13 protein-coding genes are annotated in these 15538 nt (G+C 60.0%); 7 read left to right on the top strand and 6 right to left on the bottom strand.

The window, feature by feature from the left end:
- On the bottom strand, window positions 1–530 hold a 530-nt coding region (locus tag A3709_RS14855; RefSeq protein ID WP_156507774.1), incomplete at its 3' end, for an LLM class flavin-dependent oxidoreductase.
- 87 nt (window positions 531–617) lie between these two features.
- Between A3709_RS14855 and A3709_RS14850 the strand changes: the two genes are divergently transcribed.
- The 6 genes from A3709_RS14850 (at window position 618) to A3709_RS14825 (ending at window position 9739) form a co-directional block, all read left to right on the top strand.
- A complete protein-coding gene (locus A3709_RS14850; protein WP_066056143.1) occupies window positions 618–2225 on the top strand; it encodes a class I adenylate-forming enzyme family protein in 1608 nt (535 codons plus the stop codon).
- The gene (locus A3709_RS14845; RefSeq protein ID WP_066056139.1) at window positions 2222–3460 is read left to right on the top strand and encodes an acetyl-CoA acetyltransferase; all 1239 of its coding nucleotides are present in this window, start codon (window positions 2222–2224) and stop codon (window positions 3458–3460) included. Before A3709_RS14850 ends, A3709_RS14845 begins: the two co-directional genes overlap by 4 nt.
- Window positions 3457–4656: an acetyl-CoA C-acyltransferase gene (locus A3709_RS14840; protein WP_066056136.1), complete on the top strand. Its 1200-nt coding sequence runs from the start codon at window positions 3457–3459 to the stop codon at window positions 4654–4656. Before A3709_RS14845 ends, A3709_RS14840 begins: the two co-directional genes overlap by 4 nt.
- Window positions 4657–4750: 94 nt before the next feature.
- Window positions 4751–6223 carry a carotenoid oxygenase family protein gene (locus A3709_RS14835; protein WP_066056133.1) on the top strand — a complete coding sequence of 491 codons (1473 nt, stop codon included), beginning with the start codon at window positions 4751–4753 and terminating at the stop codon, window positions 6221–6223.
- Window positions 6224–6234: 11 nt separating this feature from the next.
- Window positions 6235–7896, top strand: coding sequence for a phenylacetic acid degradation protein PaaN (gene paaN / locus A3709_RS14830; RefSeq protein ID WP_066056130.1), 1662 nt, complete (start codon window positions 6235–6237; stop codon window positions 7894–7896).
- Between the two features lie 109 nt (window positions 7897–8005).
- Window positions 8006–9739, top strand: a complete 1734-nt coding sequence (locus A3709_RS14825; protein WP_066056127.1) for a DUF885 domain-containing protein — start codon at window positions 8006–8008, stop codon at window positions 9737–9739.
- A gap of 38 nt (window positions 9740–9777) precedes the next feature.
- Here the strand turns inward: A3709_RS14825 and A3709_RS14820 are convergent, their stop codons facing one another.
- The 3 genes from A3709_RS14820 to A3709_RS14810 all read right to left on the bottom strand — a co-directional run bounded on the left by A3709_RS14820 (window position 9778) and on the right by A3709_RS14810 (window position 12764).
- On the bottom strand, window positions 9778–10590 hold the full coding sequence (locus A3709_RS14820; protein WP_066056123.1) for a M48 family metallopeptidase: 813 nt from the start codon (window positions 10588–10590) through the stop codon (window positions 9778–9780).
- A gap of 499 nt (window positions 10591–11089) precedes the next feature.
- Entirely contained in the window at window positions 11090–12181 is a 1092-nt protein-coding gene (locus A3709_RS14815; protein WP_066056119.1) for a Rieske 2Fe-2S domain-containing protein, read from the bottom strand.
- 55 nt (window positions 12182–12236) lie between these two features.
- Window positions 12237–12764, bottom strand: coding sequence for a hypothetical protein (locus A3709_RS14810; RefSeq protein ID WP_066056118.1), 528 nt, complete (start codon window positions 12762–12764; stop codon window positions 12237–12239).
- Window positions 12765–12793: 29 nt separating this feature from the next.
- On the opposite strand from A3709_RS14810, the gene A3709_RS14805 reads away from it, so the two are divergent.
- Complete coding sequence (locus A3709_RS14805; RefSeq protein ID WP_197484204.1) at window positions 12794–13084, top strand: hypothetical protein; 291 nt, start codon at window positions 12794–12796, stop codon at window positions 13082–13084.
- Here A3709_RS14805 and A3709_RS14800 read toward each other — a convergent pair.
- Together A3709_RS14800 and A3709_RS14795 are read right to left on the bottom strand one after the other, a co-directional pair.
- On the bottom strand, window positions 13068–14393 hold the full coding sequence (locus A3709_RS14800; protein ID WP_066056115.1) for an NTP/NDP exchange transporter: 1326 nt from the start codon (window positions 14391–14393) through the stop codon (window positions 13068–13070). The genes A3709_RS14805 and A3709_RS14800 overlap by 17 nt on opposite strands.
- Complete coding sequence (locus A3709_RS14795; RefSeq protein ID WP_066056112.1) at window positions 14393–15313, bottom strand: aldo/keto reductase; 921 nt, start codon at window positions 15311–15313, stop codon at window positions 14393–14395. Before A3709_RS14795 ends, A3709_RS14800 begins: the two co-directional genes overlap by 1 nt.
- Window positions 15314–15538 lie beyond the last annotated feature (225 nt).

Below are 15538 nucleotides of genomic sequence, written 5' to 3'. Positions count from 1 at the left end.
CTAACCATCGCCGCGTTCTCGCCCGCCGCGGTGCGCACCGCGGCGGGCGAGAACGCGGCGATGGTTAGCGCTGAGCCGGAGGCATTGAGGCGCAGGCGATAGCCCTGGCAGCGCGCCAGTTCGCCTTCAAGCTGCGCCTTTTCGCCATCTAGCAGGCTGCGGACGATTTGCGCAGTTTCATCCATGTGCGTCGCAGTGCGCTCCCGGTCGCGGCCGTGCCATTCTTCGACAACGACCACGCTGGAGGCGCCGAGGGCGATGCTCGTGGCGCGACCAGTGAGGTCCGCCACCGAGGCTGCGCCCATGGCAATGGTCATGGGGGTGCGCACCGATACTGCCAGGGGACCCACCGCCAGTTGGATCTGCTGGGTGTTCAGGCCGACGGCTGTGGCAAAGGCGAAGGCATCGTAGGTCGCCATCTCTCCCATCCACAGCTCCGGGTAACCCAGGCGATCAGTCAGCTGTGCCAGGGCGAGATTCTCCGCCGGATCGCGGTCCTGCCAGTAGGGAGTGACTACACTGATTTGCATGGTTCTCTGTCCGTAGTGGATGGCAGGGCAATTATAGCTTAGGATTGGTTCTTTTATAAAAGCAATTGGCTGCACGGCTGCGACCGCATGAATACCACCGCTGAACAACGCATCAATATGCTGACCGCCGCCGGTTTGTGGGGCGAGCAAACCCTGCAGGGGCTGCTGGCTGAGCACGCTAGTGATCGCGGCNCCCGCCTGGCGGTAAGGGATCAACCCAACCGTGAGGCGCTCACCGGTCATCTGCCCGTACAGATGACCTGGTCAGAGTTGGCCGCCGCTAGCGATGCCCTGGCCCATCAACTCACAGCCGCCGGTATTGGTGAGGGCGATACGGTCGTCGTGCAGCTGCCCAATATTGTTGAGCTGGTGGTGGTTTACTACGCGGTGGCCAAAATGGGCGCGGTGGTGAGCCCCGTGCCTGTGCAGTATGCGGCCCATGAGCTGCAAATGCTGTCTGGCGCTTTGCAGGCACGGGCATTCATCAGCATCGAGCGGGTGCGGGATGTTGCGCTGGCAGACATGGCGCGGTCCGCACTGCCGGCGATGCCGGTACTGGAATTTGGCCGCGACCTCCATCTTGATGCAACGCCTGGTGATGCTTTTGCTGGACCGGCTCCGGATGCCAATCGCACGCTGAGCATCTGCTGGACGTCAGGCACAACCGGTACGCCCAAAGGGGTACCCCGTTCGCACAATATGTGGATTGCCACCGGTCGCACCAGTATCGCTGCGGGGTCGATGCAGGCCGACGATGTCATGCTCAATCCGTTTCCCCTGGTGAATATGGCGGCCCTGGGTGGGTTTTTGTTTCCAGCGGCGATTCTGGGGGCGGCAGTGGTGCTTCACCATCCCCTGGATCCCGGCCTGTTCCTTGCGCAAATGCAGGACGAGCGCATTACCTTCACTATCGCGCCGCCCCCCCTGCTGAATCAGCTGGCAAAGGCACCTGCCATGTGGCAACAGTTTGATTTTAGTGCACTGCGTCGCATTGGCTCGGGATCGGCGCCGTTGGCACCCTCCATGATCGCCACCTTTGAGCGCGACTACGGCAAGCAGATTGTTAACTTCTATGGCTCCAACGAGGGCATCTCCCTATTCTCAACGCCCGAGGACGCGGCGGACCCGGAGGTGCGCGCGAGTATGTTCCGACGCCCGGGTGCGGACGCGTTGATCGAAACGCGGGTGGTAGACCCGGGCAGTGGTGAGGAAATCACGGCCCAGGGTGCGCGCGGTGAATTACTGATCCGCGGTGCCACGGTCTTTGACGGCTATTTTCATCATGACAATGCCGATGTATTCGACGATCAGGGCTTTTTCCGCACTGGCGACCTGGTAGAAGTTTGCGGCGACGGTCAGTTCTATCGAATTGCCGGCCGCTGCAAGGACATTATTAATCGCGGTGGCATGAAGATTTCGCCGGTGGAGCTCGATGTGGCTTTGGAGCATCACCCCGCGGTGGCCGAGGCAGCCGTGTGCGCTTATCCGGATGAGCGCCTGGGCGAAAAAATCTGCGCCTGCCTCGTGCTCCAGGCCGATGCCGAAACCCCCACTCTGGAAGCCCTGCAGGCGTACCTGCTGGAGCAGGGTTTTGCCAAATTCAAACTACCTGAGCGGTTGCAGGTGCTCGAGCAATTGCCGCGCAACCCGCTGGGTAAGGTACAACGTTTCAGTTTGCAGGAATCTATCTCATGACAGACATCTATATTCTCGGCGGTAGCCAGACCGACTTCGCCCGTAACTGGGCGCGCGAAGGCAAAGACATTTACGATATGTTCTCGGAGAGCCTGCAGGAAGCGGTGGCCAACGCCGCGATTGAGCCGGGCCAGATTGAAGTGGGCCACGTGGGCAATTTCGTGGGTGAGCTGTTCACAGGCCAGGGTTTGCTTGGCGGTTTTTTTGGTCAGGTGTATCCGGAGCTCGCCGCTCTGCCCACCTCGCGGCATGAGGCAGCCTGTGCATCGGGCTCGATTGCGATTATGTCGGCCATGCGCGATATCGAGGCCGGTCACTATGATGTGGCCTGTGCCCTTGGCCTGGAACTGATGCGCAACACCGACGGCAAGACCGGTGCGGAATATCTCGGTGCCGCGGCATGGAAGGGGCGTGAGGCGACACCGGAGGAATGTGACTTCCCCTGGCCGCACATGTTTGATCGGCTCACCGAGGAATATGATCGCCGCTATGGCATCAATGCCGATCACCTGAATCGAATTGCCGAAATCAACTTTGCCAACGGCAGGCTCAACCCTCGAGCCCAGACCCGCAAATGGGATTTCTCCGAGGGTGCATTCACTTGTGACGATACGCTCAATCCCGTCATCGAAGGCCGGGTGCGCAAACAGGATTGCGGCCAGATTACTGATGGCGCTGCCTGTGTCATTCTGGCCAGCGAGCGCGCGGCTCGCCAGCACGCCGACAAGCTCGGCCTGCAGCTACAGGATATTCCGCGAATCAAAGGCTGGGGGCACCGCTCTGCGCCGATTCTGTTGTCGCGCAAACTCGAGTTGAGTGCCGATGCCCCGCTGGTGTTCCCGCATGCCGCACAGTGTCTTGCTGAGGCAGCTCAGCGCGCCGGTTTTGCGGCCGTGGCAGAGCTCGATGGCCTGGAGACTCACGACTGCTTCAGCATGACCGAGTACATGGCTATCGACCACGCCGGCCTGACGGCGCCGGGCGAAAGCTGGAAAGCGGTCGAAGAGGGGCGCATTACCCTGGACGGTGACTTTCCGATCAATGCCAGCGGCGGGTTGATCGGCCTGGGACACCCGGTTGGCGCTACGGGCATTCGTATGGTGCTCGACTGCGCGCGGCAGGTCACCGGCAGGGCCGGTCCCTATCAGATGCCGCGGGCCGAAAATATGATCACATTTAACGTGGGTGGCAGTACCACCACCTGCGCGAGTTTTGTTGTAGGGGTTGGATCTTGAGAGACGTATTTATCTACGAGGCGATTCGTTCGCCGCGCACCAAGGCGAAGGACAGCGGTGGCCTAGCAGACCTTACGCCCCAGGCGTTGCTGGCAAGCCTTTATAACAGCCTGACCGAGCGAACCGGGCTGGACCCGGCTGATGTCGGGGAAGTTATCCTCGGCTGTGTCACCCAGCACGGTGAGCAGGCGGCCAATATCGCCAAAACCTCGGCGCTGTACGCTGGTTGGCCGAGTTCTGTCGGCGGGCTGACCGTGAATCGGTTCTGCTCCTCGAGTATCGATGCGATGAACCTCGGCATGCTCAAGGTAGCCTCGGGCCAGGAAGAGGTGATTGTTGCCGGTGGCGTGGAGATGATGTCACGCATTCCGATGTTGTCCGACGAAGCGCGGGCCTTTAGTGATCCTGCCTTTGCGGCCCAGTGCCAGTTGCTGATGATGGGTTCCGGCGCCGACCTGATTGCCACATTGCACGATGTAGGCCGCGAAGAGGCGGACGCCATCGCGGTGCAAAGCCAGCAGCGAGCGGCGCACGCACAGCGCGAAGGCTATTTTAAATCCATTGTTCCGGTTGAGAATCCCGACAAGGGCATGACCGTCAGTGAGGATGAGTGTATCCGCGCCAGTGCCACCACTGAGGGGTTGGCAAAACTGCCCGCAGCCTTTGCCGGTATTGGTGCCAAGGGTGTCGATGCCTATCAGCTTGCGGCCCACCCGGAGCTGACAGAGATTCAACACATCCATACCGCTGGTAATTCCCCGGCCATGGCTGATGCGGCCACGGTGGTGTTGCTCGGTACGGCAGCGCTGGGTGAAAAGCTCGGCATAGCGCCACGCGCCCGACTGGTTGCTGGCGCGAGCTGTGATGATGATCCACTGCAAGTGTTGTCGGGATGCGTCAGCTCGGCGCAGAAGCTCATGCAACAGCAGGGATTGTCGGCTGATGATGTGGATTTGTTCGAAGTTCACGAAGCTTTTGCCGCCACGGTGGTGAAGTGTCGCCAGGACCTGGGTATCGATGACGATAAATTGAATGTGAATGGCGGGGTTATTGCCCTGGGGCACCCGATGGGGGCCACGGGCGCCATTATGGCTGGCGTGCTGCTGGATGAGTTGGAGCGGCGTGACCTCAAGCGCGGGATTGTGTCAGCCAGTGGTGCCGGCGGCTCCGGTAGTGCGCTGCTGATCGAGCGCTAAGGCGGATGCCAGGCCTCTTGCGTAAGCGAACCAGGGCCCTATAATCAATACAGATTGTATAAAAAGACTTGCATTGCAAGTCGGAGAGAAGAGCATGACTTCAGCACAACACGACAGCCGGTTTGCCGACCCCCAGGCGCCTTTTGGTCGCGAGCACGGGCCGCACTTAACCGACGCATTTGCCCCTATCGACTACGAGCTGGAGCTTACTGATCTGCCGGTCGAGGGCGAAATCCCCAGCGATCTCAACGGGGTGTATCTGCGCAATGGCCCCAACCAGCAATTCAAGCCCAAGGGTGTGCACCACTATTTTGATGGGCAGGGCATGATCCACTCCGGCGTGTTTCGCAACGGCACATTCAGCTATCGCAACAAGTGGATTCGCACCGAGGGTTGGAACCAGAATGAGGCCGCCGGCGAAGAGCTGTTCTGGGGCGTGATGAACTCCCATAAGGAGAGTGAAGACAAGCCCATGAGCGATGCGGCCAACACGGATGTGATTGGTCACGCCGGCAATGCAGTAGTGAGTTGGTATCTCGCCGGTATTCCCCATATTGTCGATCCACTGACCCTGGAAACCCTGCGGGCTGCGCCGGAATACGTCAGTGGCCCGGGTATGGGTATGTCTGCGCACTGCAAGGTCGATGAGCACACTGGCGACATGATGTTCTTTGATTACTTCACCAGCAAACCCCACATGAGCTACGGCGTGGTTAGTGCCGAGGGCAAGCTGTTGCATCATGTGCCCGTCGAGCTGCCCGGTGATCGCCTGATGCACGACATGGGTGTGAGTGAGAACTATTCGATCCTGCACGACGTACCGGTTTATCACGATGAAGAAGCGCTGAAGGCGGGTCGACACAAAATTCGCTTCGATTCCTCGCTGCCCATTCGCTTTGGTGTGATTCCGCGTTTCGGTGCCGCAGACACGATTCAGTGGTTCGAGTTTTCCTCCTGCTTCCTCTACCACGTGGTCAATTGCTGGGAGGAGGGTGATGAAGTCGTGATGGTAGCCTGTCGTTACATGCCTGCCCGCAAAGAAGATGGCAGCATTGATGAAGAGCGCACCGCGCGCATGATCGCCAGCCTGGAGATGGATGCGCGCCTGTGGTGTTACCGCATGAATGTGAAAACAGGCGAGACAAGTGAGGCCTGCCTGAATGCCGACCACAATGTGGAATTCCCGTCGTATAACAGTGCCGAAACCGGGCACTATACCGAATGGGCCTACCTGGTAGATCACGATCCCAAACAGCTGCGCTGGACCGGCATTCGCAAGATGAACACCGTTACAGGAGAGAGCGCCGGTGAGTGGACTGACGGTCACGCCGACTGCTGGTACAGCGAGCCCTGGTTTGCGCCGGCAGATAATCCTCGCAGTGAAGACCACGGGTATGTCGTGAGCTTCTGCTGGAATGCGCGTACTGAGGTGCAGGAGCTGCAGGTATTTGATGCCCTGGATATCAGCAAAGGACCGGTGGCCCGGGTGAAGTTGCCCCAGCGCATTCCGCCGGGCTTCCACGCCTGCTGGATGAAGGCCTCCCAGGTCGCCAACTGGGCCGCATAGGAGGGGATTCGATGACGGCACTGATGGCCAGGCACCGCCCTACGTTGGATAAGGCGATCGACGCCTGTAACAAACGCTACTCCTGGACGGCCTACCCCGAGAGTCCCAGCAGCAAAATCTGGGGTGCCGAGCCGCCGGTGGCGGGGAAGGAAAATTTTGAAGCCATGCTCGGGGGTGACTACCCCCTGAACCAGCCCGGTGAAGTAGGCCGCACCGGGGCGGAAGTGTCTCCCTACACCGGAGAGCCTCTGGACATTACCTATCCAAAAACTGACGTAGACACACTCTACGAGGCTATTGCTGTCGCAATGCCTGCCTGGCGGGACGCCAGCCCGGAGGCACGCCTGGGTATCTGTCTGGAGATTCTCGACCGCTGCGCGGGCCAACTGTTTGAAAACGCCCACGCAACCATGCACACCTCGGGTCAGAGTTACATAATGGCGTTTGCCGGGTCCGGTGCCAATGCCCTGGACCGGGGGCTGGAAGCGCTGGCCTATGCGGCCAAGGCCATGGCCGATGTCCCTGCCACAGCCCAGTGGGAGCGTCAGTTTGGCAAAAGCGGCGCCGCCCGTTTGAACAAAAAATATCGGCTGATGCCCCGCGGCGTGGGCGTCGTTATCTGTTGCGCGACATTTCCGCTCTGGAATGGCTATCCCGCCCTGTGTGCGAGCCTGGCCACCGGCAATCCAGTGGTGCTCAAGCCTCATCCGGCAGCCATTTTGCCCGTGGCGCTGCTGACCACCGTGGCACGCCAGGTGCTGGAAGAGGAGGGTTTTGACCCGAATCTCGTCAGCATGGTGGCGGACACCCGCGATGCGCCCGCGACCACGGCATTGCTCGAACACCCGATGACAGCCATTGTCGATTTTACCGGCAGCCCGGCCTTTGGTGAATGGATTGAGCAGCACTGCAGTGACAAGCTGGTATACACCGAAACCGCAGGCTGTAACTCAGTGGTGATCGAGTCCTGTGAGAACCTGGAGGCCATGGCCGGCGCCATTGCGCACTCCCTGTGCCAGGCCTCCGCCCAGATGTGCACCAGCGTACAGAATATTCACGTGCCGGCGGGTGGTATCCGGGTCGGCGATGGCCACGCGAGTTTTGACGAGGTTGCCGCCGCATTGGTGGCGGCGGTGGACAAGCATTTGCACAACCCCCAGGTGTTGTGTGGCACGCTGGTGGACGAGGCCATACTCGCGACGATTGAACGCTATCGAGGTCTTGCCGCTGACCACGGTCAGCTGCTGCGTGATTCCGGCCCGCTCGACTATGCGGACTTCCCGGGGGCGCGCACGGCATCACCGCTGATGCTGGAGGTCACTGAGGCGGCCCGCGATATTTACCGGGATGAGATTTTTGGTCCGGTGTCGTTTGTAATTAAAGGTGCCGATGCCGAGGCCTGCCTGCGTGACGCCACCACTAACGCCCGTGAGCGCGGCGCGATCACCTCGCATGTGTATTCACTCGATGAGGCGTTCCTGGATCGCGCCGAGATGGCCTATCACAACGCCGGTGCCTCGGTGGCCTGTAATCTGATCGGCATGCCCATCAACTTTGCGGCGGCCTATTCTGACTACCATGTGTCGGGACTGAATCCTGCCGGCAATGCCTGTCTGGCGGATCTGGCGTTTGTGGCGAGTCGCTTCCGCATCGTGCAAAGCAAGCGGATGTAAGTCTTTGGCAGCGGCTTGTCGCACCTGACGGGCATTTCACCGCCTGGGCCTGATATCCGGGCTCCAAACTGTTAGCATCCGCGTGTTTTCTATCCGCAGGAATCTCCCAATGAAAAAAATGATGAACGTGCTTGGCTTCGCCTTGGCGCTGGTCGCACTCGGCGTAAAGGCCGACTGGATCGAGCGCAGCGATGCCATTACCACCGAGGTCATGATGGCCCAGGGCCAGCACCAGCCCGAGCTGATGAGCTTCTACGGCATTGCCGAATTCGACACACAGGTGAGCAGCTATAGCGAGGCAGCTCGTCAGGCCAGCCTGGCAACCAACCGTGAGTTTGTCACTGAACTGCAGGCACGCCTTGAAAAGGAAGAGCATCCCAAGCTGCGCCAGGATCTGCAGATCCTGATCGATGCACTTGAGCGTGAGAACACGACTTCGGAGTTGAGTCACCAGTATGCGGTGCCCTATGCGGATCTGCCTTCGGACCTGTTTGGGGTATTCCGGTCGCTACTCGACAAGCGTGTCGATCCGGTCCGATATCCTGCAGCACTGGTACGCCTGAAAAAGTACAACGGTACCGCCCCGGGTTTTGCGCCTGCGACCGAGCAGGCCATAGCCAGCGCTGAGGCACGCTTTGGCGTAGACGGCGTCGCTGGCCCCTGGGTGGGCGAAATCGATAACCACCTGAGCAGTGCCGAGGGCATCATTGCGGGTATCCGCAGCCTGTTTGAGGGATCTGGCCTCGAGGGATGGGAAGCGGACTACGACATCCTCGCTGAACAGCTCAACGCGTACATGAAGTGGGTGGACACCGATCTGCGCAAGCACGCGCGGGACAGCAACTTGTTGCCGCCGGCCCTGTATGCCGACAGCCTGCGTAACTTCGGTGTCGATGCCGAGCCCGAAGAGCTGATTGCCCGTGCCCAGTACAGCTACCAGTTGCTGCGCAGTGAGATGAAGGCCATTGCCTGGCGGATTGCCGAACAGAATGGCTGGAAGGACAAAGATCTTGTCGCCGTAATGAAGCGCATGAAGCAGCACCAGCTCGCCGACGACGTGGTGCTGCCTCGTTACCAGGAGCGCCTGGCGATTGTGGAAGACATTATCCGTCGCGAGGACATCGTCACGCTGCCCGAGCGTCCCGCCAATATCCGGGTAGCGACCCCGGCGGAGTCGGCGGCCAGCCCCGCGTCGCACATGAGCCCACCGCAACTGGTGAACAACACCGGTCAGTACGGCGAATTCGTGCTGGTTACCTCCAATCCGGCGCTCGGTGAAGACGCGCGTATGGATGACTTCAGCCACGACGCCATGACCTGGGCGCTGGTGGTACACGAAGCGCGCCCCGGCCACGAGCTGCAGTTCGCCCGCCTGGTCGAGGACGGCACTTCCCTGGCTCGCGCCAGTTACGCCTTTAACAGTGCCAATGTTGAGGGCTGGGGGCTGTATGCGGAGTCGATTATGCAGGAGTACCTTCCGCTGGAAGGCCAGCTGTTTAACCTCTATACCCGTATCATGCGCGCCGCGCGGATGTTCCTTGACCCCATGGTGAACACCGGCCAGATCAGCCGCGATGACGCCCGCGATTTCCTGATCGAGCAACTGGCGATGTCCAAGGCCATGGCCAGCTCAGAAGCGGATCGCTACTCGTTCCGGGCGCCGGGTCAGGCAACCTCCTACTACTGGGGATATATGGGTCTGAGCGCGCTGCGCACCGAGGTGGAGCTGGCGCAGGGCGATGCCTTTAACCAGCGTGAATTCCACGACTTCATTCTCCGCCAGGGTCTGCTCCCACCGGAGATGTTGCAAGCGGCCGTTCGCGAGAAGTTCATCGAGAAATGACCTGGTGTGGTCAGCGATACACTCAGTGTATGGCTGGCCTAGCGGACGATTTGGACTGGCGCTACCGGCGCCATGGTGCCGCTGGGATTCAACTGACGCATCTCCGGAATCATTGCCTGCAGGGCCGCCTGGCGATTGCCCGGCGCCGGGTGAGTGCTGAGAAATTCCGGCGGTGCTGAACCGCCGGCTTTGCCCATCTTTTGCCACAGTGTAACGGCCGCGTCCGGCTCGTAACCCGCCTGTGTTGCCAGGCGCATACCAATGGCATCCGCCTCGGATTCCGCGGTGCGTGAGTTGGGTAGTTCGAGCGCAACCTTGGCCGCTGCAGCGGCGCCCAGCATGGCTGCACCGTGATGGTCGGAGGCAACGCCGACGGCAACCACACCCAGGGTGGTAGCCATGGCACGCGACATGCGCTCGGCCGTGTGATTGGCCAGGGCGTGGGAAATTTCGTGGCCCATGACCTGGGCGAATTCATCATCGGTGAGCTTCAGTTTATCCAGCAAGCCGGTGTACACCGCCATACGTCCGCCTGCCATGCACCAGGCGTTCACTGTCTTGGGATCGTCAATAATGGCAACACTCCACTCCCAGTTGCTGGTATTCGGGTATTGCTGCTTGGCCACATAAACCAGCCTGCCCGTTATCGTGGCCACTCGATCCATCACTTTCGGGTCGTCGACGAGCTTGTTCTGCTGATCGAGCTGGTTAACCGTGGTCAGGTAGGCTTTCTTCGATTCGACTATGGCTGACTCGGGTGAGATCAGCATCAGCTGAGAGCGTCCTGTGGGGCTGGTGGCGCAGCCGGCGAGCAGTGGCAGGGCCAGGGTGGCGAGCAGTAGTTTCTTCATGACATTCTCAAGCGGTTGGTAATAACAAGCCCTTATCGACGGACGCCGTTGAGCGCCGCCGCATCGGCCACTACATACTATGACATATTCCGCGTGAGGGAAGTTCAGGTCAGCGGTCTAAATCTGCCTGCAGTCGTTCCAGAGCACGCTCGTAGGCCTGCTGGCTCAGCATTTACTTGAGCGCGCAATCACTGCCTTCTGGGACAGAATCGACCGCCTCGGCGGTGTATTCGGCCCAGCGCAGTCTGGCGAAGAGAAGATGATTGGCCTTTTTCCGTGAGGGATTAGCGAGCGCTTTTTCAGTATGTGGGATAACACCTTGTTAGATGCCCGGGTGAATGGCGAACAGCGCTACATGTGGTTTTCGGGGCAGAAAATGCCGAGCACACGGATAAGGCGTGAGTGCTGACACCGTTCGTTTCTGAACGAGGTTGGTGATTAGCCTGCTCAACAAAAGGAGAGCCAATAGCTCCCCTTTTTTTACTCGCTTAGTGCCGGCTTAAATCGCCAGGCCGCCGTCGATAGCGTGACCGGCTTCTTCGGCGCTGCGCATACCCTGAGTACCCACCTTGCCGTTGAGCTCCTCGCGAATCGCTGCGACGGATTCCTGTTCGGCATAGAACTGCGAATACCACTTGCGGCCATGCTTGAAGGGTCCGTCGGACTTCAGCTGCATGATTTTCAGCGCGGGACGTTTGGTTGCCCATACGTTGAAGTCTGCGGCAAACGCCTCCAATGCACCGGCCTGGTAACCCTTCTGGATTTCCACATCCTCGGCGGTGGCCTCGGCATGGGAGCTCTTGTAGATAACGCCGTGCCAGGCCTTGATGCGGCCGTCGTCGACCGGCGTGTTGAAGATCAGCTCGTAGATTTCACTATCGTCCCAGACCTGCTTGGAGCGCAGGATGCCGGGGCCGGTATACCAGGTGGTGGTGAACAGGAACGCGCCACCATAGGCCTGCATCGGGCCACCCTGGCGCTGGATGTAGATATGGTCGCGGAACTCGTTCTCGAAGTACTGGCTGGGTGCGCCGTGGGTAGGGCCCAGGTGAGCCATATCGGCCATGTTGTCGAGAACCTCCTGAGGATGGATATCCAACTCACCCAGGTGGTCCAGCGGGCCCATGACCCACTGCGGGTCGTCCACTTCTGCCAGTGTCGGCGCATCGTACTCGGGCTCGCCGCCATCAGGATCAAACCAGGCCATGACGGCGCCCAGGCTGTCGACCACTGGGTAGGAGCGAATGGAGGCTGATTTGGGGCACGGGCCGTCGTGATAGGGGATATCGTCGACATCGCCCTTATCGTTGTAACGCCAGCCGTGATAGGGGCAGCGGATCGAGTCGCCCTCGATCTGTTCTCCGTTTTTGACGATCATCGAGCTGGTGGCGCCGGTCAGGTGGGTGCCCATGTGCGCGCAGTAAGCGTCGAGCATCACCGGCTTGCCGCTTTCGCCGCGGTAGAGTGCCAGGTCGCGACCCCAGAAGCGCACTGCCATGGGGCCCTTATCCAGTTCGGAGCTTTCGGCGACGACAAACCACCCGCGTGGGAATTCGTTGGGGCCGAGACCGTATTCAGCTGCAGTTGCCATAATTCTGCACCTCCTTGTAGACTTATTGAGGCTGAATTATAGCTGCGGCGACTGGTTACTGCGGTTCAAGCAGGTAGTCTATTGCCGATTTGAGCAGCCCCTGGAAGACGGGATCATCCCATTCATCGTCATTGTGTCCCAAAGTTAAACCAATCACCTTCCCCTTGCCCCGAGGGGCTTCCCACATGACGACCTCATCGTCCTTGCGCTGCAGTCCGCGCAACAGCGGGGTGACTTCGGGTGTGACGTAGTGACTGTTGTATAAATCCGTTTTCTCGGTGGTGTAACCCTCCGCGATGTTCAGTTGTAGCGGCGCATCGGCGACGGGTACGAGGGTGATCGGTTTCTTGGGCCCGAGCTTGGTGCTAGCAATACCGATGAAGTCACCCCATGCAGGTAGGCTGCTGTCAGGATGATCCTGTTGCCACTGTTCGAGGGTGCGTTTATTGGCCCTCGCTTTCCCCAGAGTGTTGCCGGGAATCGGCTTACCCTTCTTAAGCGTATCCCACCAGCTGTGCATGGCGCAGTGCACCAGTAATGCGGGCAGGCCGGCGCTGACGATCTGTTCGGTCAGATTGGTCATGGCGGCGGTCTCCGGAGACCGCCGGTATCGTGCCGTTCTCGATGCTGGATGAATGGTACTTCAATATGCGTTTTCGCGATGAAGCCGTTGTCGATATTCTCAGTGCGATCGCACTTGAATCAACCATGAAGCGCCGCAATGACCCCCGCAGCGGCAACGATGCTGTGCGCAAGCTGGTTGCGGACGGTGTGCCCCAGGTGGTGGCCTGGGGCTATGAGCGCCCCGGCGGCGGCCGCGGCTTTGGTTATATGGGCGGCCACTTTCACAAGAACTGGCAGAATGATAATGCCCGCAACCTGGTGCTCAATGCGATTGAGTAGACGATGGCGCGCTAAGCCCGGCGGCCTCCTCGCGGCGCTCAAAACTGCGCCCCAGCGCTACGCCGGTACCCGCCCACAGCAGGGCAATGCCAGCGCCAACGCCGGCTGCTGCGCCCAGGCTGAGGCCCAGCCCCTGGGTGAGTAGCGTGAACGCCCAGGCGTTAAGCATATCCCCACCCCGGTATACCACTATATCGATGACCGGTTTGGCCTTGAACCGGGTCTCGCGATCCACCGCGGTAAACAGCATCTCCCGGGCAGGCCTTGAGACGGCGTAATTACCCACACGCCTGACCACCTGAATGGCAATCACCGCTGCCACCGACGGAGCCGCCATAAGCAACAGCATGCCGACACAGATCAGCATGGGGACCGAGGCTAGTGTGAACGGCAGCCCCATGCGGGTAGCGATACGCCCTGTGACAAACATCCCGATGATCAGGGTCAGGGCGTTGACCAGCAGATCCACCTGAGCCCAGATCTGGGCGCGCTCCTCGCGGGTGTAGTCCACCATCAGGTTCTTCAGCTCGAAATAGACAAAGGAACTGATCGATGTATACAGCAGAATGAACACCCCGATGCCGAGCAGAAAGGGGTTCTTCACAAACTCAGCGAAGCCCGCAAAGGGGTTGCCGCCCACGTATTCGAAATCTGTACTACTCGCGTGCACAGTCTGATTGTGTAGTTCGGTCGACTTCAGGTGTTGCACCCAGATGACCAGAGGCAGTGCCGCGAGTATCACCACGGTTGATATCAGCAGCATGGCGTCCGTGCTACTGGTGCCGGCCAGCAGCGAGGCAAACGCGGGACCGCCGATCGCGCCAACGCTGGCGCCTGCACCAATAAAGGCAAATAGCCGTTTCGACTGCGGCTGGCTGAAGGTGTCGGACATAAAGCTCCAGAACACCGAGATATGGAACAGCGCAAACAGGCTGACCCAGACATAGAAACTCTTATCGACCAGGGTGCGGTCCTCGGCAATTTGGGTGCCGACATAGAACAGCGCAAACGTCAGGCCGAAGAAGGCATACACGCCGGGAACCAGCTTTTTGACCGAGAAACGGGCTACAGCAGCACCGTAGAGTGAGACTGCCGCGGCGCTGAAAAAGAACGTGAACGTCCACAGCCAACTCACTTCGGCATCGGTCCAATCGCTGGCCATGGCATCGCGAACCGGGCGCAGCACGTAGTACGACGCCATAAGTACCAGTACCAATGAGAATGACGCCAGCGTGGCGCGAACCTCTTCGGGGCGGATGTCGCAGGCGCGGGCCAGCAGTCGCTGCAGCGCGCTCTCGTTAGCGGCCATCAGGCGGGTAGCGCCTGGAATACGCGCAACATTTCCTCACGCTGTTTGGCGTCCGGCACCGGCCCGACATTGGCACCCATATTGTCCGCCATGTGGTGTGCCTTGGACGTGGCTGGAATCAGGCTGGTCACCGCCGGATGGCCAATGATGAACTTCAGGTAGAACTGGCCCCAGCTGGTGCAGTCGAGATCTTTGGCGACCTCGGGCAGCGCCTGGTTGCTGGATCGCTTGAACAGCGAGCCGCGCTGATAGGGGCGATTAATCATGGTGGCGATACCGCGGCCCTGGGCCAGTGGCAGCAGAGCGTCTTCAGCGGTGCGGTTGCCAATATTGTAGGTGAACTGGACAAAATCCAGCGGTTCCTTGCGCATGATCTCCAGCAGAGGTTCGTGGTCGCGGCCGTGCGAGGTGGTAATGCCGATATAGCGAACCTTGCCCTCATCCTTCCACTGTTTGAGCGTGGCCAGTTGGGTCTGCCAATCGACCAGGTTGTGGACGGCGATTAGGTCGAAATTCTCCACCGCCATGCGTTTTGCAGACAAGTCCATCTGAGCGATACCTTCATCGCGGCCCTCGGTCCACACCTTGGTTGCGGCGAATACCGAAGGCGAGGCGCTCATGCTTCGCAGTACGTCGCCAACCCGGGATTCGGCCTGGCCGTACATGGGCGACGAATCGATGACCGTGCCGCCTGCGGCGAAGAAAGCTTCCATGACCTTGGCGAGGCGAGCTACGGTGGCCTCATCTGCGCCGGCGTCGAAAGTGCGCGAGGTGCCCATACCGATGACGGGTATGGTCTCTCCTGTGCTGGGAATAGGGCGAACAATAGTGGCGGGGGCCGCGCCGGAGACCGGGAAAGGCAGCGCCGCCATGGCCGCCAGTGAGGCTCCAAATTTGACTGCGTTTCTGCGAGTGATCATGCGTTGGGTTCCTTGCGGATATAGAGACAGTGTTCCAGCCCCCCAGGCGACGGTCAAGCGACTGCCCTGGGCACACCAGGGCATGGTTTTATGCCAGGCCGTAGTGGTTGTCTGTGTTGACGGGGAAAATGTCCTGGATTCTGACCACCGGCACCGAAAGAAAGTTCACTGCCTGCTCGCAGAATCCTGGCGACGTAAAAAAGGTGTAATGGAAGGCACTACTAC

The organism is Halioglobus sp. HI00S01 (assembly GCF_001635445.1).
GTDB classification, from domain to species: Bacteria; Pseudomonadota; Gammaproteobacteria; order Pseudomonadales; family Halieaceae; genus Halioglobus; species Halioglobus japonicus.
Note: the sequence above shows the minus strand (reverse complement) of the source record. Positions and strands in the feature narration are given on the sequence as shown.